Annotated in this window: 21 protein-coding genes and 1 pseudogene; 16 read left to right on the forward strand and 6 right to left on the reverse strand. The window is 66.7% G+C overall.

All coding sequences use genetic code 11. From position 1 onward, the window contains the following. Nucleotides 1-49 precede the first annotated feature (49 nt). The 6 genes from rimP to rbfA are packed head-to-tail and all read left to right on the forward strand — an operon-like array spanning nucleotide 50 to nucleotide 6,236. Complete coding sequence (gene rimP / locus GCU42_RS06155) at nucleotides 50-586, forward strand: ribosome maturation protein RimP (protein WP_114226720.1); 537 nt, start codon at nucleotides 50-52, stop codon at nucleotides 584-586. Between the two features lie 5 nt (nucleotides 587-591). Continuing rightward, the gene (gene nusA, locus GCU42_RS06160) at nucleotides 592-2,226 is read left to right on the forward strand and encodes a transcription termination factor NusA (RefSeq protein WP_114226721.1); all 1,635 of its coding nucleotides are present in this window, start codon (nucleotides 592-594) and stop codon (nucleotides 2,224-2,226) included. Continuing rightward, entirely contained in the window at nucleotides 2,207-2,899 is a 693-nt protein-coding gene (locus GCU42_RS06165; RefSeq protein ID WP_114226722.1) for a DUF448 domain-containing protein, read from the forward strand. The genes nusA and GCU42_RS06165 overlap by 20 nt, the downstream gene beginning before the upstream one ends. A 13-nt stretch (nucleotides 2,900-2,912) precedes the next feature. After that, nucleotides 2,913-5,432: a translation initiation factor IF-2 gene (infB, locus tag GCU42_RS06170; protein ID WP_114226723.1), complete on the forward strand. Its 2,520-nt coding sequence runs from the start codon at nucleotides 2,913-2,915 to the stop codon at nucleotides 5,430-5,432. 14 nt (nucleotides 5,433-5,446) lie between these two features. Continuing rightward, nucleotides 5,447-5,839, forward strand: coding sequence for a glyoxalase superfamily protein (locus GCU42_RS06175; RefSeq protein ID WP_114226724.1), 393 nt, complete (start codon nucleotides 5,447-5,449; stop codon nucleotides 5,837-5,839). Then, a complete protein-coding gene (gene rbfA, locus GCU42_RS06180; RefSeq protein WP_114226725.1) occupies nucleotides 5,832-6,236 on the forward strand; it encodes a 30S ribosome-binding factor RbfA in 405 nt (134 codons plus the stop codon). The genes GCU42_RS06175 and rbfA overlap by 8 nt, the downstream gene beginning before the upstream one ends. Here the strand turns inward: rbfA and GCU42_RS06185 are convergent. Further along, nucleotides 6,233-6,745, reverse strand: coding sequence for a hypothetical protein (locus GCU42_RS06185; protein WP_114226726.1), 513 nt, complete (start codon nucleotides 6,743-6,745; stop codon nucleotides 6,233-6,235). The two genes, rbfA and GCU42_RS06185, sit on opposite strands and share 4 nt — an antisense overlap. Nucleotides 6,746-6,832: 87 nt before the next feature. Between GCU42_RS06185 and GCU42_RS06190 the strand changes: the two genes are divergently transcribed. From GCU42_RS06190 to GCU42_RS15605, 10 genes and pseudogenes are all read left to right on the forward strand, one after another. Continuing rightward, nucleotides 6,833-7,375: a GNAT family N-acetyltransferase gene (locus tag GCU42_RS06190; RefSeq protein WP_114226727.1), complete on the forward strand. Its 543-nt coding sequence runs from the start codon at nucleotides 6,833-6,835 to the stop codon at nucleotides 7,373-7,375. 109 nt (nucleotides 7,376-7,484) lie between these two features. Continuing rightward, nucleotides 7,485-8,114, forward strand: coding sequence for a PEPxxWA-CTERM sorting domain-containing protein (locus tag GCU42_RS06195; protein WP_114226728.1), 630 nt, complete (start codon nucleotides 7,485-7,487; stop codon nucleotides 8,112-8,114). A 113-nt stretch (nucleotides 8,115-8,227) separates the two neighbouring features. Then, nucleotides 8,228-8,842 carry a thymidine kinase gene (locus tag GCU42_RS06200; protein WP_114226729.1) on the forward strand — a complete coding sequence of 205 codons (615 nt, stop codon included), beginning with the start codon at nucleotides 8,228-8,230 and terminating at the stop codon, nucleotides 8,840-8,842. Nucleotides 8,843-8,844: 2 nt separating this feature from the next. Then, complete coding sequence (gene truB / locus GCU42_RS06205) at nucleotides 8,845-9,804, forward strand: tRNA pseudouridine(55) synthase TruB (protein WP_114226730.1); 960 nt, start codon at nucleotides 8,845-8,847, stop codon at nucleotides 9,802-9,804. Between the two features lie 19 nt (nucleotides 9,805-9,823). After that, nucleotides 9,824-10,093, forward strand: coding sequence for a 30S ribosomal protein S15 (rpsO, locus tag GCU42_RS06210; protein ID WP_114226731.1), 270 nt, complete (start codon nucleotides 9,824-9,826; stop codon nucleotides 10,091-10,093). Between the two features lie 168 nt (nucleotides 10,094-10,261). Beyond that, nucleotides 10,262-12,655 carry a polyribonucleotide nucleotidyltransferase gene (pnp, locus tag GCU42_RS06215; protein WP_114226732.1) on the forward strand — a complete coding sequence of 798 codons (2,394 nt, stop codon included), beginning with the start codon at nucleotides 10,262-10,264 and terminating at the stop codon, nucleotides 12,653-12,655. A 465-nt stretch (nucleotides 12,656-13,120) separates the two neighbouring features. Beyond that, the gene (locus GCU42_RS15225; protein ID WP_205214934.1) at nucleotides 13,121-13,684 is read left to right on the forward strand and encodes an FxDxF family PEP-CTERM protein; all 564 of its coding nucleotides are present in this window, start codon (nucleotides 13,121-13,123) and stop codon (nucleotides 13,682-13,684) included. Nucleotides 13,685-14,004: 320 nt separating this feature from the next. Beyond that, nucleotides 14,005-16,062: a hybrid sensor histidine kinase/response regulator gene (locus tag GCU42_RS06230; RefSeq protein WP_114226734.1), complete on the forward strand. Its 2,058-nt coding sequence runs from the start codon at nucleotides 14,005-14,007 to the stop codon at nucleotides 16,060-16,062. A 189-nt stretch (nucleotides 16,063-16,251) separates the two neighbouring features. After that, entirely contained in the window at nucleotides 16,252-18,630 is a 2,379-nt protein-coding gene (locus GCU42_RS06235; RefSeq protein WP_162789152.1) for a putative bifunctional diguanylate cyclase/phosphodiesterase, read from the forward strand. Between the two features lie 524 nt (nucleotides 18,631-19,154). Further along, nucleotides 19,155-19,283, forward strand: a pseudogene (locus GCU42_RS15605) (PEPxxWA-CTERM sorting domain-containing protein); the annotation flags it as partial. 93 nt (nucleotides 19,284-19,376) lie between these two features. On the opposite strand, the gene GCU42_RS06245 reads toward GCU42_RS15605, so the two are convergent. The 5 genes from GCU42_RS06245 to GCU42_RS06265 form a co-directional block, all read right to left on the reverse strand. Continuing rightward, nucleotides 19,377-19,928: a PEPxxWA-CTERM sorting domain-containing protein gene (locus GCU42_RS06245; RefSeq protein ID WP_240309352.1), complete on the reverse strand. Its 552-nt coding sequence runs from the start codon at nucleotides 19,926-19,928 to the stop codon at nucleotides 19,377-19,379. A gap of 118 nt (nucleotides 19,929-20,046) precedes the next feature. Further along, nucleotides 20,047-20,874 carry an alpha/beta fold hydrolase gene (locus tag GCU42_RS06250; protein ID WP_114227744.1) on the reverse strand — a complete coding sequence of 276 codons (828 nt, stop codon included), beginning with the start codon at nucleotides 20,872-20,874 and terminating at the stop codon, nucleotides 20,047-20,049. Nucleotides 20,875-20,955: 81 nt separating this feature from the next. Next, nucleotides 20,956-21,879, reverse strand: a complete 924-nt coding sequence (locus GCU42_RS06255; RefSeq protein WP_114226736.1) for a methyltransferase — start codon at nucleotides 21,877-21,879, stop codon at nucleotides 20,956-20,958. Between the two features lie 27 nt (nucleotides 21,880-21,906). Beyond that, complete coding sequence (locus GCU42_RS06260; RefSeq protein WP_114226737.1) at nucleotides 21,907-22,809, reverse strand: iron-containing redox enzyme family protein; 903 nt, start codon at nucleotides 22,807-22,809, stop codon at nucleotides 21,907-21,909. A 49-nt stretch (nucleotides 22,810-22,858) separates the two neighbouring features. Further along, complete coding sequence (locus GCU42_RS06265; protein WP_152569474.1) at nucleotides 22,859-23,584, reverse strand: hypothetical protein; 726 nt, start codon at nucleotides 23,582-23,584, stop codon at nucleotides 22,859-22,861. Between the last annotated feature and the right edge of the window lie 25 nt (nucleotides 23,585-23,609).

The raw sequence follows: 23,609 nt of genomic DNA on the forward strand, positions 1-23,609 counted from the left end.
CGGGTTCCCGAGCGGTCCCGAGGGGGCATGAGCTTTTCGACGAGGACGAATGGACCTGACCGCATTGCACGACCTGATCGAACCCGAGGCCAAGAGCCTGGGCTTCGACCTCGTGCGCGTGGCGATGATCGGCGGGACCACCGACCCGACGCTGCAGATCATGGCCGAGCGGCCCGATACCCGCCAGTTGAACCTCGCGGACTGCGAAGCGCTCTCGCGCCGCATCTCCGAAAAGTTCGACGCTCTCGAGGAAGCCGGTGAAGATCCGATCGACGGCGCCTATCGGCTCGAGGTCAGCTCGCCCGGGATCGACCGGCCGCTGACCCGCCGCCGGGACTATGCCGACTGGGCCGGACACGAGGCCCGCCTCAAGCTCGCCCGTGAGGTCGACGGCGCCAAGCAGGTCTCCGGCACCATTGACGGGATCGAGGGCGACGAGATCCGCATCGCCAGCCCCAAGGGCGTCCGTGCCATTCCGTTCGACGCCGTCCAGTCGGCCAAGCTGCTGCTGACCGACAAGCTCATCAACGCCACCGCGCCGCTCTCGACCGAGGGCGCCGACAAAATCTTCACGCAAGAGGACTGATACCCATGGCCACTGCCGCGCCCGCCGCGCCCACCGCCAACAAGGCCGAGCTGCTCGCCATCGCCGACAGCGTCGCGCGCGAGAAGCTGATCGACCGCGGCATTGTCATCGAGGCGATGGAGGACGCGATTCAGCGCGCCGCCCGTGCTCGCTACGGCGCCGAGAACGACATCCGCGCCAAGCTCGACCCCACCACCGGCGAACTGCGCCTGTGGCGCGTCGTCGAGGTGGTCGAAGAGGTCGAGGACTATTTCAAGCAGGTCGACCTCAAGGGCGCGCAGAAGCTCCAGGCCGATGCGGCGGTCGGCGACTTCATCGTCGATCCCCTGCCCCCGATCGAGTTCGGCCGGATCGCCGCGCAGGCCGCCAAGCAGGTCATCTTCCAGAAGGTCCGCGACGCCGAGCGTGATCGCCAGTTCGACGAGTTCAAGGATCGCGTCGGCGAGATCATCACTGGCGTCGTCAAGCGGGTCGAGTTTGGTCACGTCGTCGTCGACCTCGGCCGCGCCGAAGGCGTCATCCGCCGCGACGCGCAGATCCCGCGCGAGATGGTCCGCGTCGGCGATCGCGTCCGCTCGCTGATCCTGCGCGTTGCCCGCGAGACCCGCGGCCCGCAGATCTTCCTCAGCCGCGCGCACCCCGACTTCATGAAGAAGCTGTTCGCGCAGGAAGTGCCCGAGATTTACGACGGCATCATCGAGATCAAGGCCGCCGCCCGTGACCCGGGCAGCCGCGCCAAGATCGGCGTCATCAGCTACGACGGATCGATCGATCCGGTCGGCGCCTGCGTCGGCATGAAGGGCAGCCGCGTCCAGGCCGTCGTCCAGGAGATGCAGGGCGAGAAGATCGACATCATCCCCTGGTCCGAAGACACCGCGACCTTCGTCGTCAACGCGCTTCAGCCGGCGACGGTCAGCCGCGTGCTGATCGACGAGGAAGAAAGCCGGATCGAGGTGGTCGTCCCCGACGACCAGCTCAGCCTGGCGATCGGCCGTCGCGGCCAGAACGTCCGCCTCGCCAGCCAGCTGACCAACAGCCAGATCGACATCCTCACCGAGGCCGATGCCAGTGAGAAGCGCCAGAAGGAATTCGTCGAGCGCTCCGAGATGTTCCAGAATGAGCTCGACGTCGACGAGACGCTGGCCCAGCTGCTGGTCGCCGAAGGCTTCACCAGCCTCGAGGAAGTCGCCTACGTCGAGAGCGACGAGATTGCTTCGATCGAAGGTCTTGACGATGAGATCGCGGGTGAGCTGCAGAGCCGCGCCGGCGAAGCGCTCGAGCGGCGCGAGGCCGCAGCCCGTGCCGAGCGCCAGGGCCTCGGCGTCGAGGACTCACTCGCCGAACTGCCGCACCTCACCGAGCAGATGCTGGTGACGCTCGGCAAGGCGGGCATCAAGACGCTCGACGACCTCGCCGACCTCGCCACCGACGAGCTCATCCAGAAGAAGCGCCAGGAGCCGCGCCGCCGCGCCGAGAATGCGCCGCAGCGGGCCGAGGACAAGGGCGGGATCCTCGCCGAATACGGCCTCAACGAAGAGCAGGGCAACGAGATCATCATGGCCGCCCGCGCCCATTGGTTCGAGGACGAGGCGCCCGCGCCGCAACCGCAGGAGGACGCGGTTGCGGAAAACGAGCAATGATCGCCTAAAGGCGCATACGCCCGAGCGCACCTGCATCGTCTCGCGTCGCACCGCGCCGCGGGAGGAGCTCGTACGGCTCGTGCTCGGCCCCGACGGCCAGGTCCATCCCGATGTCCGCGCCAAGGCTCCGGGCCGTGGGGCGTGGATCGGCGTCTCGCGCACCGAACTGGAAACCGCGCTCGCCAAGGGCAAGTTGAAGGCCTCGCTGGCGCGGGCGTTCAAGACCCAGGAATTCACGATCGGCACCGATCTGCCCGAGCGGATCAAGCGCGAGCTCGAGCGCGCGGCGCTCGACCGGCTGGGGATGGAGGCGCGCTCGGGCACGCTCATCAACGGCTCCGACCGGGTCGAGCAGGCGGCGCGCGCGGGCAAGGTCCATCTGCTGCTCCACGCCGCCGATGCCGGCACCGACGGCAACCGCAAGCTCGACCAGGCCTGGCGGGTCGGCGGGGCCGAGGAACTGGGTCAGCGCGAAGGGCTGGTAATTCCGGCCTCGCGCACCATCTTGAGCATGGCGCTGGGCCGCGAAAATGTGGTACATGTGGCCTTGACCGATCCCGCCGCCGCCCGGCGCGTGGGGCTCGCGCTCACCCGGTGGCGCGCTTTCATTGTAGGAGAGGCTGGGCTAGGCCGCGGCGATACTGCCGCCGGCGACGGCTCGGCTGACGATTGAGACGAAGGAATTTATGAGCGACCAGACCGACAAGCCGAAGCTGGGCACCCGGCCGCCGCTGGGCATCAAGCGCACGGTTGAGACTGGCAAGGTCAAGCAGAGCTTCAGCCATGGCCGCTCGAACACGGTCGTGGTCGAGGTCAAGAAGCGCCGCATCCTCGGTCGCCCCGGGGAGGCTCCGGCTGTCGAGACGCCGCCGCCCGCGGCTGCTGCGCCGGCCCCCGCCGCGCCGGTCCGTCCGGCCGCGCCTGCCCCGGCTGCGCCGCGCCGCCCGGTCGACGACATCACTGCCCGCAAGGAAATGCAGGCCAAGCTGCTGCGCGAGGCCGAGGAGGCCCGCATGGCCGCGCTCGAGGAAGCGCGCCGCCGCGACGAGACCGCCAAGCAGAGCCAGACCGAGGAAGAGCGTCGCCGCCAGGAAGACAATCGCCGCGCCGAGGAAGAGGCTGCGCGCAAGGCCGCCGAGGAAGCCAAGCGCGCCGCCGAGCAGCCGGCCGAGCCCGCTCCGGCCGAGGCGCCCGCGGCCGCCACGCCGGCCCGTCCGGTCGGCCAGCAGTTCACCCCGGTCCGCCGGCCCGAGCCCGCCTCGCCCGTTCGCCGCCCCGAGCCGGCGCGTCCGGCCTCGCGAGGTCGCACCGACGACCGCCGCCATGCCGGCAAGCTCACCGTCACCCGCGCCCTCTCGGGCGGCGACGACAGCCGCGCGCGCAGCCTGGCCGCGCTGCGTCGTGCCCGCGAGAAGGAAAAGCGCGCGCACATGGGCTCCGGCCCGCGCGAGAAGCAGGTCCGCGACGTGATCGTGCCTGACAGCATCATCGTCGGCGAGCTTGCCAACCGGATGAGCGAAAAGGCGGCCGATCTCGTCAAATCGCTGTTCAAGATGGGCATGATGGTCACCGTCAATCAGGCGATCGACCAGGACACGGCCGAGCTGCTGGTCACCGAGTTTGGTCACAACATCAAGCGCGTCAGCGAGAGCGATGTCGACATCGACACCGCCGCCGACGTCGACACCGAAGAGAGCCTGCAGCCGAGGCCGCCGGTGGTGACGATCATGGGACACGTCGACCACGGCAAGACCTCGCTGCTCGACGCCATCCGCGGCGCCAACGTCCAGTCGGGTGAGGCCGGCGGCATCACCCAGCACATCGGCGCCTATCAGGTAAAGGTCCCTTCGGGCGACAAGATCACCTTCCTCGACACTCCGGGTCACGAGGCGTTCAGCGAGATGCGCGCCCGCGGCGCCAACATCACCGACATCGTGGTGCTGGTGGTGGCGGCCGACGACGGCCTCAAGCCCCAGTCGATCGAGGCGATCAACCACACCAAGGCGGCCGGCGTGCCGCTGATCGTGGCGATCAACAAGATCGACAAGCCCGACGCCCGCCCGCAGCGCGTCCGCGAGGAACTGCTGCAGCATGAGCTGGTGGTCGAGGAGCTGGGCGGCGACGTCCAGGACGTCGAGGTGTCGGCGCTCCAGAAGACCAATCTCGACGGACTGCTCGAGGCGATCGCGCTGCAGGCCGAAATCCTCGAGCTCAAGGCCAATCCGGCACGCGATGCCGAGGCGACCGTGATCGAAGCCAAGCTCGACAAGGGCCGCGGTCCGCTGGCGACCGTGCTGGTCGAGCGCGGGACCTTGAAGGTCGGCGACATCTTCGTCGTCGGCGCCGCTTCGGGCCGCGTCCGCGCGATGATCGACGATCATGGCCGCCAGGTGAAGGAAGCCGGGCCGTCGATGCCGGTCGAAGTGCTCGGCCTTTCCGCCGTGCCGTCGGCGGGCGACAAGCTCACCGTGGTCGAGAATGAGGCGCGGGCCCGTGAGGTCGCCGCCTATCGCCAGGGCGTGCTCGACCGCAAGCGGACCACCTCCGCGCCGGTCAGCCTCGAGAACATGTTCGCCAACCGCGCCTCGACCACGATCGAGTTCCCGCTGATCGTCAAGGCTGACGTGCAGGGCTCGACCGAGGCGATCGTCAATGCCTTGAACCGCCTGTCGACCGACGAGATCAAGGTCCGCATCCTGCAATCGGGCGTCGGCGCGATCACCGAGAGCGACGTGACGCTGGCCGCCTCGACGGGGGCGCCGATCATCGGCTTCAACGTCCGTCCCAACGCCAATGCGCGCCAGACGGCCGAGCGCAACAAGGTCGAGTTCCGTTACTACGACGTCATCTATCACCTGACCGATTGGGTGAAGGACGCGATGGGCGGCCAGCTCGGACCCGAGATCATCGAGACGGTGGTCGGCCGCGCCAAGGTCCAGGAAGTGTTCCCGGCCGGCAAGCGTGACAAGGCCGCCGGCCTGCTCGTGCTCGAGGGTCAGATCCGCAAGGGTCTCGCCGCGCGCCTCACCCGCGACGACGTCATCGTCTCCAAGACCACGATCAGCTCGCTGCGCCGGTTCAAGGACGACGTCGGCTCGGTGGTCGCCGGGCTCGAGTGCGGCGTGCTGCTGGCTGACACCAACGACATCAAGGCTGGCGACAACCTTGAAGTGTTCGAGGTCGAAGAGCGCGCGCGTACGCTCTGACGTAGAGGGTGGCGATGGCCCGGCTTGGTCCGATCATTCCGGTGTTGCGCAGCTTCGACGAGCAGCGGACGAGGGATTTCTACCTCGATTTCCTCGGCTTCGAGTTTGTGTTCGAGCACCGCTTCGAGGAGTGGGCGCCGCTCTATCTCGGCGTCCGCCACGGCGACTGCATCATCCACCTGTCCGAGCATTATGGGGATGCTACCCCCGGCTCCGCTATTCGGATCGAGGTCGACGACGTGGTCGCTTACGCCGCGGAGTTGCGCGCCAAGGCGCATGGCAACAGCCGGCCGGGTGAGCCGCAGGAAATGCCGTGGGGCTCGCGCGAGATCACCATCGCCGATCCGTCGTCCAACCGCCTGACCTTCTTCACTCGCCTGTCCGGAAGCGCCGGCGCCGATGCGTAAGCAGGAAACCGCCGAAGGCCGCTCGGTCCGCCTCCTTCGGGTGGGTGAGCAGGTCCGTCACGTGCTGAGCGAGATCCTGTCGCGCGGCGACGTGCATGACGAGACGCTGCAAAGCCACCTCGTCAGCGTTACCGAGGTGCGGATGTCGCCCGACCTTCGTCACGCCACGGTGTTCGTGAAGCCGCTCCTCGGCCAGGACGAGACGGCGGTGCTCAAGGCGCTGCGGACCAACACCGCCTTCCTCCAGCGCGAGGTCGCGCACCGGGTGCGGACCAAATATGCCGCCAAGCTGAAGTTTCTCGCCGATGAGAGCTTCGACGAGGGTAGCCATATTGACCGCTTGCTGCGCTCCGACCATGTCGCGCAGGATTTGGGCGACGAGAGCGGCGACGCTTAAGGCCGCGCGGCTTCGACCAGTGCGGTTTCGCGATTGATCGCCAGCGCGGTGACCCACAGCACGAAGGCCGCGCCGAAGCCGACTACGAGCGACCGAAGCGGGTCCCCCAGCAGCAATCCGATCAGCCCGACGACCAGCAGCCCCGCGGCCGTGCCGTAATAGAGCCGCACCGGAATCCCGTGCCCAAGCGGGATGAAATGGAGCCCGACGATGATCGCGCCGAGTGGTAGCATCAGGTCGGGCCGATGAATGTTGACGAGGACGTTGGCGACCACGAACAGCGCCGCGAACTCGATCCCCGTCCAGATGCCGACGACGCGCCCAACCCGCGGCCCGCGCACCGGCGCCAACGTGGCGCGACGCCAGCCCAGCGCCACGATCGCCAGCGAGACGAGCACGGGCAGCAGGCTCACGACAGGGCCAGCGCCCGCCACGCGCAAGGCGGCGTAAGCCCACAGCGCCGCGAACATGTTCAACACGATCAACCCGATCCGAACGCCCACGCTCATCCTCCCTCGTCCACGGCCCCACGCTAGCGCGGCCGGAGTGCGCGGGATAGGAGGTGATGCCGTCCTCAGGAACCGCTGACACTATCGATGACCGACCTCCGATTGCTGGCCGAAGAGATGACAGGCGAAGGCTGTCGCGCCCTCCTCTTTGCTGAGGAGAATCGCGCGGCGCTCAAGGCCGCCTGCGCCGAAGACGGTGACATCTGGTCAATCTATTCGGTCAGCTGCGATCCTGAGCATTTCGACGGCACGATTGACGCGCTCCTGGCGCGGCCCGACGCGCTGACGTTCGTCCTGTTCGACGGTGACGAGTTCGCCGGCATGTCGAGCTTCCTGCGGATCGACGAGCGCAACGCGGTGCTCGAGATCGGCTTCACTTATTACCGCCCGCACCTCCGTGGGACCGGGCGCAACCGGCGGGTCAAGGCGATGATGATCGGACGCGCCTTCGCCGCCGGCTTCCGCCGCATCGAGTTTCGGGTCGACCGCCGCAACTTGCGCAGCCAGGCGGCGTGCAAGAAGCTCGGCTTCGTCCGCGAAGGCATCCGCCGCGCCGACACGATCACCTGGACCGGCCACATCCGCGACACGGTGATGTTCAGCGTGCTGCCGTGGGAGTGGCCGGTGTGACCGTGTGAATCCCGCAACGATACAAATTTGATTTAACTTGGAGTAAACAAACCTAGCCTAATGCAACGTAAGCTTTATCGCTCGTGTCCGTCATCAAGAGGGGCATTACATGAAGCTGACCATCATTCTCGCGGCCGCGGCGACGGCGCTGCTGGGCTCTGCAACGGGGGCCAGTGCCCAGAATGTCAATTTCGACGAACTGACGTCGCCGCCCGTGACCTGCTGCTATGCCAACACCGGCGTCCATGGGCCGCTCACCTATGCAGGGGTCACGATCCACGACGCGAACAACAGCGGCTTCGTGATGAATGGAGAGGGCTGGGCGGGTCTTCAGACGTCGGGTGCCAACCTGTTCGGCACGCAAAGCGGCAGCATCTCGTTCGATTTCTCGAACCCGGTCAGCAACCTGGCGTTCGACCTCATCAACGGGACGAGTGCATCGACTTATACCGTTCAACTGTTCGGATTGGGCAACTCGCTTCTCGACAGCCGGGTCCTGACATTGGGCAGCTTCGGGAATAGTGCCGCTGTCGGGCACGTCAGCTTCGCTGACTCGGGGATTGCAAGTGCCCGGATCACCGGAAGCAACAACTTTGCCGTCGACACGATCAGCTTTGGCGTCTCGGCGGTGCCGGAACCGTCGACCTGGGCGCTGATGCTGCTGGGTTTTGGCGGGATGGGTCTGGCTATGCGTCGTGACCGCCGCCGTTCGTCGTCGATGCTGGCGCAGGTCGCCTAGACTTCGGATTGATAACGGGGGAGAAGCCCGGCCAGAAATGGCCGGGCTTTTTCGCGCGCCTCGAGGACCATCGGGTCGCCCCCGCGCGACAACCGCGCTAAGCGGCTCGGCCCATGGCCAAGCTCTATTTCTACTATGCCGCGATGAACGCAGGAAAATCGACGACGCTGCTGCAAGCGGACTTCAACTACCGCGAGCGCGGGATGGAGACGATGCTGTGGACCGCGGCGCACGACGATCGCGCCGGGACTGGGCGGATCGCCTCGCGGCTCGAGATCGGAGCGGAAGCGTACGTCTATCGGCCCGACACCAATTTGCGCGACGCCGTCCTCGACGAGTTGAAGGCCCGCCAGCTCCATTGCGTGCTGGTCGACGAGGCCCAGTTCCTGACCCACGAGCAGGTGCTCGAGCTGTGCGGCCTCGCCGACGAGTTCAACATCCCCGTGCTCTGCTACGGCCTCCGCACCGACTTCCTCGGCCAGCTCTTCCCGGGCAGCGCGGCCCTGCTCGCGCTCGCCGACGCGCTGATCGAGCTCAAGGCCGTGTGCGAGTGCGGGCGCAAGGCAACGATGAACCTGCGGGTGGACGAGACCGGCCACGCCGTCGCGGCAGGCGCGCAGACCGAGATTGGGGGCAACGACCGCTACGTCGCGCTGTGCCGCCGCCACTTCTTCGAGCGGCTCCGCGCAAGCGAGGCGGGCAGCATAAGCGGCGACGCGGCCGCCTGACCATGCTTCACGGCTGGATCATCCTCGACAAGCCGGTCGGGCTTGGCTCGACACAGGCGGTGTCGGCGGTCAAGCGCGCGCTGCGCGAGGCGGGCGAGCCCAAGACCAAAGTCGGGCACGGGGGGACGCTCGACCCGCTGGCGAGCGGGGTGCTGCCGATCGCGCTGGGCGAGGCGACCAAGCTCGCCGGGCGGATGCTCGCCGCGACCAAGGCCTATGACTTCACCATGCGGTTTGGTGAGCAAACCAGCACGCTCGATCTCGAAGGCGAGGTGGTGGCAAAGAGCGAGGTAAGGCCGACGCTGGCTGAGGTCATGGCGGTGCTGCCGCGCTTCACGGGCCCGATCGAGCAGGTCCCGCCGGCGTATTCGGCGCTGAAGGTCGACGGACAGCGGGCTTACGCGCTGGCGCGGGCGGGCGAAGAGGTGGCTCTCAAGAGCCGGGCGGTGACGATTTTCGATCTCACGGTCCGTCACCCTGAACTTGTTTCAGGGTCCATCTCTCCATCCGAGCCGCAGGCCCAAGAATGGATGCTGAAACAAGTTCAGCATGACGGGTTGGCCGAAATCACCCTCTCCGCCACTGTCTCCAAGGGCACCTACATCCGCAGCCTCGCCCGCGACATCGCGCTGGAGCTGGGCACCGTAGGTCACGTCACCATGCTGCGCCGGACCAAGGCGGGTCCGTTCACCCTCGCCGAGGCGATATCGCTGGACTTTCTGGGCGAAGTCGCTAAGGCGCGGCGGCTTGATGGGGCGGTACTCCCGCTGATCGCGGGGCTGGACGACATCCCGGCCCTCCCCGTCTCACCCGAAGACGCTGCTTTGCTCCGCCAGGGGCGCCGGCTGCTTCGGTCACCTGCGGTTGCAGGCCTCCACCTGGCCATGGACGAGGATCGTCCGGTGGCGCTGGTCGAAGGCGGCGACGACGGCCTCCGGGTCGTACGCGGGTTCAACGTCTAACGATATAAGGAGTGACACGATGTCGATTACCGCCGAGCGCAAGGCGCAGGTCATCAAGGATTACGCCCGCGAAGCCAATGACACGGGTTCGCCCGAGGTCCAGGTCGCGATCCTCACCGATCGCATCAACACGCTGACTGAGCATTTCAAGACGCACGCCAAGGACAATCACAGCCGGCGCGGCCTGCTGATGATGGTCAACAAGCGGCGCAGCCTGCTTGATTATCTCAAGCGCGAGGATGCTCAGCGCTACACCGACCTGATCGGTCGCCTGGGGCTCCGCAAGTAACCCGACTTTCCTGAAGGGCGCCCATCGCGGCGCCCTTCGCCTATTCGGACAGTCCCGCAATCCGGCGGGACGTTCAGGGGCTCAAACAACGCCCCGCACCGCTCGCAGACCGGTTGTCTGCCTCAAGCTGCCCCCGCACGCATCTGGCGGCGGGGTGAAGGAAACAAGATGTTCAATATCCATACTGCTGAAGTCGATCTGGGCGGCAAGACCCTGAAGCTCGAGACCGGGCGCATCGCCCGCCAGGCCGACGGCGCCGTGCTCGCCACCATGGGCGAGACCGTCGTCCTCTGTGCGGTCACCGCCGCCAAGAGCGTCAAGCCGGGCCAGGACTTCTTCCCGCTGACCGTCCACTATCAGGAGAAGTTCTCCGCCGCCGGCCGTATCCCGGGTGGCTTCTTCAAGCGCGAGCGCGGGGCGACCGAAAAGGAAACGCTGACCAGCCGCCTGATCGACCGTCCGATCCGCCCGCTGTTCCCGGAAGGCTTCTACAACGAAGTCCTCGTGATCGCGCAGGTCCTGTCGTACGACGGCGAGAACGAGCCCGACATCGTCGCGATGTGCGCCGCGTCCGCGGCCCTCACCATCTCGGGTGTGCCGTTCATGGGTCCGATCGGCGGCGCGCGCGTCGGTTTCATCGACGGTGAGTATGTGCTCAATCCGTCGCCTGAGCAGATCAAGGAGAGCCAGCTCGACCTAGTCGTCGCCGCGACCCCGAACGCGGTAATGATGGTCGAATCCGAAGCGCAGGAACTGAGCGAAGAGCAGATGCTCGGCGCTGTGGTCTTCGCCCACGAGGCGAGCCGCAAGGTCTGCAACGCGATCATCGACCTGGCCGAGAAGGCCGCCAAGGATCCGTGGGAGTTGGCCGCCGGCCTCGACAAGAGCGCCATCAAGGCCAAGCTCAAGGACGCGATCGGCGCCGACATCGACGCCGCCTACCGCGTCACCGGCAAGAGCGAGCGTTCGGACCTGCTCAACGCCGCCCGCGCCAAGGCCAAGGAAGTCTTTGCCGACGCCGACCCGCAGGAGCAGCTGATCGCGCAGAAGATGGTGAAGGTCCTCGAGGCCGACATCGTCCGCGGTGCGATCCTCAAGGAAGGCCGCCGCATCGACGGCCGCGACACCAAGACTGTCCGCCCGATCGAGGCGATGGTCGGTCTGCTGCCGCGCACCCACGGCTCGGCGCTGTTCACCCGCGGCGAGACGCAGGCGATCTGCACCACTACGCTGGGCACCAAGGACAGCGAGCAGATGATCGATGGCCTCGACGGCCTGAGCTACTCGCGCTTCATGCTGCACTACAACTTCCCGCCCTATTCGGTCGGTGAAGTGGGCCGCTTCGGCGCCCCGGGCCGCCGCGAAGTCGGCCACGGCAAGCTCGCTTGGCGCGCGCTGCACCCGATGCTGCCGTCGAACGAGGAATTCCCCTACACCATCCGCGTTCTCAGCGACATCACCGAGAGCAACGGCTCCTCGTCGATGGCGACCGTCTGCGGCGGCTCGCTGTCGATGATGGACGCAGGTGTTCCCCTCAAGCGTCCGGTCGCGGGCATCGCCATGGGCCTGATCCTCGACGGGAACGACTTCGCGGTGATCAGCGACATCCTCGGCGACGAGGATCACCTCGGAGACATGGACTTCAAGGTCGCCGGCACCGACCAGGGCATCACCTCGCTCCAGATGGACATCAAGGTCGCCGGCATCACCGAGGAGATCATGAAGGTCGCGCTGGCGCAGGCCAAGGACGGCCGTGCGCACATCTTGGGCGAAATGGCCAAGGCGCTCGATCACACCCGCAACGAGCTGTCGGCGCACGCGCCGCGGATCGAAACCATGTCGATCCCGAAGGACAAGATCCGCGAAGTGATCGGCACCGGCGGCAAGGTGATCCGCGAGATCGTCGCCACCACCGGCGCCAAGGTCGACATCGACGACGAGGGCGTGATCAAGATCAGCTCGTCGGACGTCAACCAGATCGAGGCGGCCCGCAAGTGGATCCAGGGCATCACCCAGGAGCCCGAGCCCGGCACCATCTACACCGGCAAGGTGGCAAGCATCGTCGACTTTGGCGCGTTCGTGACCTTCATGCCCGGCAAGGACGGACTGGTTCACGTCTCGGAGATCAAGAACGACCGGGTCGAGAATGTCCGCGATGTCCTGAGCGAAGGCCAGGAGGTCAAGGTCAAGCTGCTCGAAGTCGACAGCCGCGGCAAGGTCCGCCTGTCGATGCGTGTGGTCGACCAGGATACCGGCGAGGAACTGCCCGACACCCGCCCGCCGCGCGAGCCGCGCGAGGGTGGCGACCGGGGTCCGCGCGGTGACCGTGGCGGCCGTGACGGCGACCGCCGTCGCGGCGGCGGCGACCGTGATCGCGGCCCGCGCCGTGATGGCGGCGACCGCGGTGACCGTGGTCCTCGCGGGGACCGCGGCGATCGCGGCCCGCGCGAGGGTGGAGATCGCGGAGACCGCGGCCCGCGCCGCGAGCGCGAGGACGGCCCCGCGCCCGAGTTCGCGCCGGCCTTCCTAACCGGCGGCAATGGGAACAACGACGGCGAATAAGCCGCGTCTTCCCATCGAATGAAGAGGCCTCGCGGGCGACCGCGGGGCCTTTTTCATTGGTGCGCTCAGCGCGGGTCGGGCGGAAGCCGGCGCTTGCCTTTAAGGCGGCTGGTGAGGTGAAACGCGCGGCAGCGGTCGCAGCGATAGGGCCGGAGTTCGGCAGGGCCGGTCCGCGCGCCAGCAATGGCTCCTTCAACCGAATCGTAGGAGACCTTGCGCCGGCAGATGCTCAGCCGCGTGCGCAAATCGAATGCCCCTGCTGGCGTCTAAAACAGGAGACGCTGTTCGAGCGGCGTTTCGGGACAGAAACGAACAAATGTTGTGCCCGAGATGCAACGCTAACCGCCAACATCGATTTTTAATCCTGTTATGGGACATCGGATAAGCCGAAGTTGAACGAACGGGTGAATGAGCTGTTAAGACCCTACTGGATTGCTCACTTCCTCTCGTAACAGGGACTTCCCCATGACCAATGTATTGCGTTTCGCCGCAGCACTCGCCCTTTCAACCGGCCTCGCCACGGGCGCCAGCGCCGCCGTCATCACTCCGCAGATCGACGGTAATGCCGGTTCGTTTGCGAACCCGACCGTGCAGTGCACGCCGACCGTCAACAGCTGCCCGTCGGGCCAGTCGTTCACCGACACGGTGACGTTCACCACCCCGACCGGCTACAACAGCGTGTCGTCGATCCTCAATTCGACCTACAACACGTCGAACCCGCTGACGAACCTGAACTTCAATTCGGTCGTGCTGAACAACAGCGTGTCGAACTATTCGTTCAACATCGCCAACGGCGTGTTCGACAGCGCCAGCCGTGAGATGATCCCGCTGATCGCCAATGCGACCAACGTGCTGACCATCAACGGCACCACCTTCGGCGACGCCTCGTACAGCGGCACGCTGTCGTTCGGCGCCACCCCCGCGGTGCCCGAGCCCGCCACCTGGGCGCTGATGCTCCTCGGCTTCGGCGCGGTCGGCTTCTCGATGCGCCGCCGCAATTCGCAGCAGTTGCTGACCCAGATGGCGTAAAATCGCCTTCCAGTATGCGTAACCAAAGGGCCCGGCGGCGACGCCGGGCCCTTTTTCATATCTGTTGTCCCGGCTTGCTGCACACAAAGAAACAGCCCGGTCGCGGGGGGGAGGGCGACCGGGCTGCATTGGGCCTTGAAGCGGAAGGGGGACTCCGTCTTCAGGAGGGTTAACCATCCTCGCCGTGGTGGGTTCCCGCATTTTTGCATTCGCTTCGTCGGAATGGCCGACGCTTGCCTGTCGGCCGGTTTCGGGCAACGGGAGCGACGGTGCCGCGTTTGCTTCGCACGGCATCAACATTGCGTTTGAGTGAGCGACTCATGTCCCTGTCAACCCCTGCTGCCCCTGCCGCCGCCGCCGAATTGTTCCGCCGGACAGGCGCCGAGTGCGGACGACTGATTGCCGGGCGCGACTGGTCGACCTCTCCGCTCGGACCGCTCGATGCGTGGCCGCAAAGCCTGATCACCGCGACGGTCACCCTGCTCTGCTCGCCGGTCCCCATCGTGATGCTGTGGGGCGAGCATGGGGTGATGCTCTACAACGATCCCTATTCGCTGTTCGCGGGAGGGCGGCATCCGGAACTGCTTGGCTCGAACGTGCGCGAAGGCTGGCCCGAAGTCGCCGACTTCAACGATCATGTGATGAAGGTCGGCCTCGCCGGCGACACCCTGTCCTACAAGGACCAGGAACTGACCTTGTACCGGCACGGGGTGCCCGAGCAGGTCTGGATGAACCTCGACTATTCGCCGATCTACGATGAAAGCAGGGTACCTGCGGGCGTATTCTGCATTCTCGCGGAGACGACCGAGCGGGTAAAGGCCGATGCCGCGCTACACGAACTGAATGAGACGCTCGAAGCGCAGGTGGCGGAACGCGCGGCCGAGCGCGATCGGCTGTGGGACCTGTCGCAGGACATGCTCGCGCGGGCCGATTACACCGGCATGATGTCGGCGGTCAGCCCGGCCTGGACCCGGGTGCTCGGGTGGCGCGAGGACGAGTTGCTGACGCGGCCCTACGCCAGCTTTATGCACGATGAGGACATGCCGCCGACGCTGGCGGCAATAGGGCGGATGAGCGAAAACCGCCAGCCGGCGCGGTTCGAGAATCGCATCGCCACCGCCGACGGTGGCTGGAAGCATATCGAATGGACCGTCGCGCCCGAGGCCGATGGAGAGAACTTCATCGCGGTTGGACGCGACCTTAGTGACGCCAAGGCACGCGAGACCGAACTGCAGGTGGCGCAGGAAGCGCTCCGCCAGAGCCAGAAGATGGAAGCGCTCGGCCAGCTCACCGGCGGCATTGCGCACGACTTCAACAATCTGCTGACACCGATCATCGGCGCGCTCGACGTGCTCCGCCGGCATGATCACACCCCGCGCAACGGGCGCCTGCTCGACGGCGCGCTGGTCAGCGCAGACCGCGCCAAGGTTTTGATCGCGCGGCTGCTGAGCTTCGCCCGCAAGCAGCGGCTGGAAGACAAGGAAGTTGGGCTGCAGCGGCTCCTGATCGGCATGACCGACCTCATCGGCAAGTCGCTCGGTCCGACCATCCAGCTTGAGCTGCAACCGCCGCCGGCGGGTCTCACTGCACGGATCGATCCCAATCAGCTCGAGCTCGCGCTGCTCAACCTCGCGGTTAACGCGCGCGACGCGATGGAAGCCGGCGGCCGCTTGCGCATCGCGGTCAGCGAACAGAAGGTTACTGGCGCGCACCCGGCTAGCCTGGCGCCCGGCGACTACGTCCGGATCGACGTCCACGATGACGGTCACGGCATGACCCCCGAGACGCTGCGGCTGGCGATCGAGCCATTCTATTCGACCAAGGAAGTCGGCAAGGGCACCGGGCTTGGCCTGTCGATGGTCCACGGCCTGGCGGCGCAGTCGGGCGGCGGCCTCTCGATCGACAGCGCGGTCGGCGAGGGCACGACCGTCAGCCTGTGGGTGCCGCGCGGCAGCGGCCAGGTCGACGAGCCAGTCCGCGACGGGATCGAGATCGGCGAGACCAGGCCGCGCCGCATTCTGCTGGTCGACGACGAGGAACTGGTCCGCGCTGCGACCGCCGAGATGCTGCGCGACGCCGGCCACCGGGTCGACCAGGCCCATAGCGGTGCGGCGGCACTTGAAAAGCTGCGCGATGACCCCGGTTACGAAGTGCTTGTCACCGATTATGCGATGCCGCAGATGACCGGCGCGGCGCTGATCCGCGCGGCGCGCACGCTCGCCCCTGCCCTCCCCGCGCTGCTGGTCACCGGCTACGCCAGCGAGACCAGCGACGTCCCTGCCGAAGTGCCGCGGATCGAAAAGCCGTTCCGCTCGGCCGAGCTGCTCAGCCGTATCGCGCAGCTCGACGGGTCGATCGATCGCGCCGACGCCGGCTGACGATCACTTCCGATGGCGCATCAACGCGGCCCGAAAGTCACGCCGCGTCGCCATTTCCCACCCCGCGCCGACGGGCCGTTGTGTTGACCTATATTAAGCTTCAGGAAGCATTTGCGCGTTAAACGACGCGCGAGGGGATTGATGTTCAAGCGTTTGTGGGCGTTGCTGAAGGTAGTCGTGGGGGTGGCCTTGGCCGCTTCGCCCACCGCCGCGTCCGCCCGCGGCGAGATATTGAGCTTTGCACCAAGCGCGAGCTGCACCGCCGCCGCACCGGCGGGCGCACAAGGTTCGGACTGGCGCTGGGTCGAGGTCGAGGTGCCGCACGGGCGCGCGCTCGGCGATCGCTGGCTGTTGCAGGTCGACCAGATTAGGTTCGAGCGGATCGCGGTCGCCTTGCAGGCTCGCGGCGCCGCGCCGCTGCTGGTGTCGCGTGCGTCGAACGACCTCGGCGACATCCAGTCCCTCGGCAACCGGCTCGCCATTCCGATCCCGGTCCCGGTCGATCGCCTGCAGCGCATCTGCCTTGGCTATCAGGGCATCGACGATCTCGCCATGATGCGCTCGGTCAATGCGCTGTCGACCACGCAGCAGACCGCCCAGCTGCAGACGTGGATCGGGCTGGCGATGGCCATCTCGGGCGTGCTGCTATGCGCGCTTGCCTACAACCTGTTCCTGATGGCGTGGGTGCGCAGCCAGTTCCAGCGCTGGTACGTCGTCTGGCTCGGCAGCGGGATCGCCTACACCTTATGCTGGACGGGGCTGGTCAGCTTCGCCTGGCCAGGGCTTGACGGCTCTTGGCGGGTCCGCGGCAACATCCTCTTGGTGAGCCTGCTGATCGGCTCGGCGACAGGCTTTTTCTTCGACTTCATCGAACGTCGCAAACTGCCCGTCTGGCTGATCCGCGCGGGCCGGGTTTCGGCTCTGTCGATCGTGCTGTGCGGGTGGCTTGCGGCGAGCGATCGCTGGCTCCCGGCGCGTAGCACCGATCTGCTGCTCAATGTCGCCTTCGTAGTCTCGATCCTGCTGGTCGGGACCGGCATCGTCTACGGAATCCGCCGCCAGAGCCGTTTCGTGTGGTTCTACCTCGCCGCCTGGACTGCGCCGATGCTGGTGTTCATGCTGCGAGTCGGGCGAAATTTCGGCCTGTGGGGCCAGTCCGACCTGCTCGATATGGCGAGCTTCGCTGCGATCGCCTTCGAGAGCATCATCCTCAGCCTGGCGATCGCGGACCGCTTCCGCGGCTTCCTGCGCCAGCGCGACGCCGCGCATGCCGAGCATGAGATCTTGCGCCGGGTCGCCAATACCGACGCACTGACCGGTCTCGCCAATCGCGCCGCCTTCCAGCAGCGGATCGCCTTGCTGGGCCGCCATCGCAACGCCGACCTGCTGATCATCGACCTCGACGACCTAAAGGAGGTCAACGACACCGCCGGGCACCTCGCCGGCGACGCCTCCATCGTCGAGGCCGGTCGCCGCCTCCGCGCGGTGGTTGGTGAGCGCGGCTTCGTCGCCCGCCTCGGCGGCGACGAGCTGGCGGTGCTGCTGGTCGACCGCGAACGCGAGCTACTGCCGGCGCTGCTGCGGGTGGTCGAACGCTCGGGCGACGAGCCACTGACCCACGACGGCCGGCCGGTCTCGCTCCGCTTTTCGGGCGGGGTGGCGAGTTGGGAGCAGGAGAGCGGCAGCCCCGAGCGGCTCTACAAGGAAGCCGATCTGGCGATGTACCGCGCCAAGGCCGACGGTCGCGGCTGCTGGCGCGCTTATTCCACCGACGTCTGCGATGAGCTAGAAGCGCGGCGGTCGTGGGTGGCGCAGGCACGCGGCGGCTTGGACCGCGACGAGTTCGAGCTTCACTACCAGCCGATCGTCGACCTGCGCACCGGCGCCGTCCAATATCATGAAGCGCTGCTACGCTGGCGCCACGCGGGCAAGGGACTGCTTCGTCCGGGCGCCTTCATGCAGGCGTTCGACGACCCCGGTGTCAGCATCGCGATCCAGGAGAGCGTGCTGGTGATGGCGCTCGACACGGCACGCGAGGCGCGCCGCGGCGGTCCCGGCCCGCGGGCGATCAGCGTCAATTTCCTTGCCTGCCAGCTGCAGGGCGAGGCGGGCGCCAACCACATCCTCGCCGCGCTCGCCGAGCGGGACCTGCCGCCGGGCGCGCTAACGGTCGAGGTCACCGAGAATGTCGTGCTCGGCCGGCCGGGGGGCCCGGTGGTCGAGTGTCTCCGGCGGCTGCGCGCGCGCGGCGTCGGGGTCAGCCTCGACGATTTCGGGACGGGCTACGCCTCGCTGGTCCACCTGCGCGACCTGCCGGCCGACGTGCTCAAGATCGACCGCTCCTTCATCGCCGGCATGAACCGCGACGCCGAGAGCACCAAGATCGTGCGCGCGATCGTCAGCCTCGCCCACAATCTCGGGCGGCAGGTGGTGGCGGAAGGGATCGAGACGTTCGAGCAGCAGCAATTCCTGCAGCGGCTCGGCTGCGACCTTGGCCAGGGCCACCTGTTCGGGCATCCTTTGCCCGCCACAAACGGTTCGGCGGTGGAACAAGGCCGCGCGGCCTGAATTATAGCTCGGGCCGGTGTGGAGGCGTTTTCGGCCGTTTTGGCCGGAAATTTGACATCCTTAGCAACGGCGTAAACATTTCCGACACGAGTCGCGGCTACGGCTGGAATTGGGTGTCGCGGCAACAAGGGGGAAGAAGCATGCGTCTGGGTCTCGGTGCAGCGGCGGCGCTGACGTTGTTCGCCGCGCCTGTCAATGCGGCGGTCTATCTGGTCGGCATCGGCGGCTCGCTGAGCGGCACGACCACGACCATCCTGTGCACCAGCGGGCCAAGCTGCAATCCTGGTAACAGCCAGCATGTCGATCCCTATAGCGGCAGCTTCAGCACTATGCTCGGGGCGCTCAACCTCATGCAGGGCGACAATCCCTTCAGCTTCGGCTCGATCTATTCGGGCGGACTGTTCAGTGGCACCATCAACAACAACAACGGGATTCTGACGGGGCTCAACCTCGCTTATTCCTTCCAGTCCTGCCCGCCGGGCATCCCCTCCGTCGGCTGCCACCTGACCACCGCCACCGCAGCGTCGTTCGCGGTCAGCGGCGGCGTGCCCGAGCCCGCGACCTGGGCGCTGATGCTGCTTGGCTTCGGCGCCATCGGCACCGCCCTGCGCCGCCGCCGGCCGACGACGGTGCGGGTTGCCTTCGCCGGCTAACCGCACCGGGCTCAAGCAGTCGAACAGCAAAGGGCCGCCGGGATGAACCGGCGGCCCTGATTGCGTAGGCCTCATCTCGAAGACCCGTCACGCTCAGGCGTGCAGCGCTGCTCCAGTCCTGCCTGACCGCCTGCGTGCGGCATAGCCGACGGCGCCGAAGCCAAGCAACATCAGCATCCAAGTCCCCGGCTCCGCGACGGCACTGGTGGCGGTCACCGCGCTCGACGACGCCGTGCCGAAAGCAGAGATCGTGCCATTGCCATTCACCCGATAAATATCCGAGGCCACATTATCCTGATGAAAGAAAGCGATGTTCTGTGCGGCGCCAGCATTGAACCGAACGCCGCTGCCGTCGAGGAAGGTCGGGCCACTGGTCAGATAGTAATAAGGGTTACCGGCGATCGTGTAGAGGCCTGAGATTGCGACCCCGTTGATCGTCCCAGAGATGCCAGTGATTTCCAGCCCGCTGAAACCAAAGCGATCGACAGGCGTGTCGGAAGTGGTGAAGACGCCCTGGATGGTTTGGGTCGGACCACCGAACAACGTGCTGGTCGTGTTGAAATTGAATGCGAATTGCGCGGCCGCGGCCGGCGTCGACGCTGTTGCCGCGGCAAGCATAGCCGCGACCAGTTTCAGGTAATTCATGAGTTGCTCCCTACCGCGAGCGGCCGCAGGGCGCGGAACTCATGGTTAATCAGCTACGCAAGATTACTTCGTCGGATGCAGCAGAACCCCGATTTGTTTCTGCCGCTCAAATTCTTCTCTACTCGCGGATGAAGGCGAGGAGGTCGGCATTGATCCGCTCGGCCTGCGTGGTGGGCATGCCATGCGGGAAACCGGGGTAGGTGATGAGCTTCGCACCAGGGACGAGCTTCGCCGCCTTGCGCGCGGTGATGTCGATCGGAACGATCTGGTCGTCCTCGCCGTGGAGGATCAGGGTCGGCACCGCGATCCGCTTCAAATCTTCGGTGAAGTCGGTCTCGGAGAAGGCTTTGATGCCCAGCGTATGGGCGAGGATGCTGCCCGTCATCCCCTGCCGCCACCAATTCTGCTTGACCCCTTCCTTCACCTCGGCGCCTGGGCGGTTGTAGCCGAAGAAGGGCATCGGGAAGTCGGCGAAATATTGCGCGCGATTGGTCGAGGTCTGCTGGCGGATGTCGTCGAACACCGCCAGCGGCACGCCGTCGGGATTGGCATCGGTCTTGACCATCAGCGGGGTGACCGCACTGATCAGCACTGCCTTGGCGACCCGGCCGGGCGCGGCATTGGCGACATAGCGGGCGACTTCGCCGCCGCCGGTCGAGTGACCGACGTGGACCGCATTCTTGAGATCGAGGTGGTCTGCGACCGCCGCCGCATCGGCGACATAGGTGTCCATGTCATGACCCTCGGCGGCTTGGGTCGAGCGGCCATGCCCGCGGCGGTCGTGCGCGACGACGCGGAAGCCCTGGCTGACGAAATACATCAGCTGAAGATCCCAGTCGTCCGAACTGAGCGGCCAGCCGTGGTGGAAGGCGATCACCTGCCCGTCGCGCGGGCCCCAATCCTTATAGAAGATTTCGGTCCCATCGGCGACAGTGACGAACGGCATCGTTTCGACTCCTTTGCGGGGAAAGGTGGCCGTCTGCCTGTTCATCGAGCGAGTCAAACCTGGGTCAAGAAATGACCGTCGTCAGCCCTTCCGAAGCACCGCCCCCACCGCCGCGATCCGCTCGACTTCGGCGGCGCGATAGACGGGCTGATCGAGTTCTTCGCCGAAGATATCGGGGTCGAGTTCGTCATAACGCAAGGTGCCGCCGGCTTCGTCGGCAGCGTCGCTGAGCGCGGTCAGCAGGCGGTCCTCGCCGGCGACGATCGGGCTGCCAGTGTAGAGCAGCATGGCGCCGCCCTCAGCCAGTCGTGCCAACGCGGCGTTGACCCATGCCACCGACAGGCCGGTGCCCAGGTCGCCGCCTCCATCGCGGTAGGAGCGCTGGCGGTCGTCGGCGATGAACGGCGGGTTGGCGATGATCAGGTCGGGCGTCCCCGCGACCGCGGAGAGATCGCCTTCGACCAATTCGACCGCGACCCCGGCCGCTTCGGCATTGGCGGCAGCGAGCGCGAGCGCGGCGGGATTAATGTCCACCAGCGTCACCTGCTCGGCGTCCGTGAGGCCAGCGACGATGATGCCCCCCGCCCCGCTCCCCGTGCCGAGGTCGACGACATGGGAGGGCTCGGGCAGGTCGGCGAGCTGCTCGCTGACGAAGCGCGCGAAGCGATGGGTGTCGGGGCCGAAAAAGACGCTGTCCGCCGCCGTCGTCGGGAAGGCCGAATGAAGGAACAGCCGGCCGTCGAGCTCAGCGACACGGAAGCGGCTGCGCAGCAGGTCGCCGGCGGGCTCGATTCCCCCGGCTTCCTTGAGCGCGTCGAATACCGGCCCTTGCAGCAGGTCGCGGGCGAACGGCAGGCTCCAGCCGAACACGTCGCGGAGATCCGCCGCGCGCGCGTTGGAGCCGCGGCGGGCGAGGACCCGCTGGTGCGTGGCCGGGGTCACGCAGGTGAATTGGTAGCCGTCGGCGTCGAGCTCGCGCAGCAGCGCGACGAGGGAATCATGCATGGCCGCCGCCCTAGCGGGCGCGGCGGCTCACGACCACAGGGCCGCGCGATAACGCTCGAAGCAGCGGCGGCCGCATTCGAGCCGCATCAGCGCGCCTTCGGCCATCGCGGTCGCGCGGCTGGCGCCCTGCTCGGCGTCAAACACGAGTGGCAGGATCGCCTCCTTGTTCCACTCCTCGCTGTGCTTGATGTCGAGCGTGGCGTGGAGATCGAAGTAGCGGCGCGTCTTCGCATCGAGGCCAAGACGGCGCATCGCCCGCCCGACCGCGGCCGACCGCGCCGGGGCAGTCAGCTCGATCACGCCGAGCGCGCCGATACTATGCCAGGTCCAGCTGCGGCTCGACGCCATCGCGGTCATCGCGTTGGCGAGCGCGAGGCTTTCCCACACGGTGTTCTCGATGCTGGGCTCGAGCCCGAGTGCGCCGACCACGAAATGAAGCATCGGGCCGTGCATCCCCTTGGGATTGCCGCGGCCCATCTCGTCCCAGTAATTGCGCGCAAGCTCCAGTTTCGCACGGTCAGGCACGCGAACCTGGGTCATTGCGACGAGGTCGTCGAACCCCGCCTCCCCCGCGGCCTCCTGGGTCAGATAATATTTGAGCTGGTCGAGCGTGGCCTCATGCTCGAGCCAATCGAACAGCGAATCGTGCTGCCCCGGGCCGCTGCGCTCGAGCCCCTCGAACCAGGCGACGAAGCCCTCGGGATTGATCGGCGCGGCCGCGGCCCGGTCGCGGACTTCGGCGCGCAATTCGCTGAGGAAGGCGAGTTCAAGGCGCTGCATCGGCCGGTCGCGCTCAAGCGCCTGCGCTGCGTCGTCAGGAAAGGACGGTTCGAGCCGAGCGCGATTCCAGCGCGCCAGCGCCTGCTGGAAAGCATCGGTCTGGAATTGCGAGGGTGATGGTACGACGGGGTTCTGGAAACGGGTGGCCATAGTCAAACAGCGAACCGACGCTGTCCATGTTCCGACGGCTCGCTTCGCCTCAGCTCCCGGTGAGCGGCCGACCTTCGCGGTTGCGGATGACGCGCAGCCGGTCCCAATCTGCGCGGGCATCGACGAGATCGTCAGTCGATTCATAGAGCCGGGCCCGTTTCTCGAGGGCCTCGCTGTCGTCAGGGTTGGTGGCGAGCTGCTTCGACAGGGTCCGCATTTCGCGCTGATGCGTGATCACCGAGCAATGGCGAAGCGCCACGCTATCCGGTTCGAAGCAGCTTTCGGGGGGCGCCGCGACCGGATTGGTGACGGCAAGAACCATAATCACGAACAGAAAGGCAAAGAAGAGGCCGGCGAAGCCATTAAAGGCATTCGCCAGCCAGAAATGGGCCGGCTGGGCGGCACGATCGTAGGTGCCCGACCAACCGCGACTTTTGACCACGGCTGTCCCCGTCCGCAACGCGGACAACACCCGAAACCCGGTCAGCAGGCTGATCGCGAGGCCGAAGAGGCTCCCGACGATTAGCGGGAACGCAGCCACCGGGTGCGGCGCCAGCGCGACGAGGATTGCCGCGCAACCCAGTAACGGCAGTGCCGCGACACACAGCAGCAGACGCTTGCGCTCGATCGGCGTGAGTGGCGGAAGCGGCGGCTGCGTGACGTCGCGCGGCATCCGCAGGGTCTGGACGAAGCGCCAGACCTGAAGCGCCGGATAAATGGCAGCAACAGCGAGCAGCGCGAAAAGCGGCAGATGCCAGTCGAAGCCGTCGCCCATCGGATCACCGTCGCGGAAGGCGACG

This window comes from Sphingomonas ginsengisoli An et al. 2013 (assembly GCF_009363895.1).
Classification (GTDB): Bacteria; Pseudomonadota; Alphaproteobacteria; order Sphingomonadales; family Sphingomonadaceae; genus Sphingomicrobium; species Sphingomicrobium ginsengisoli.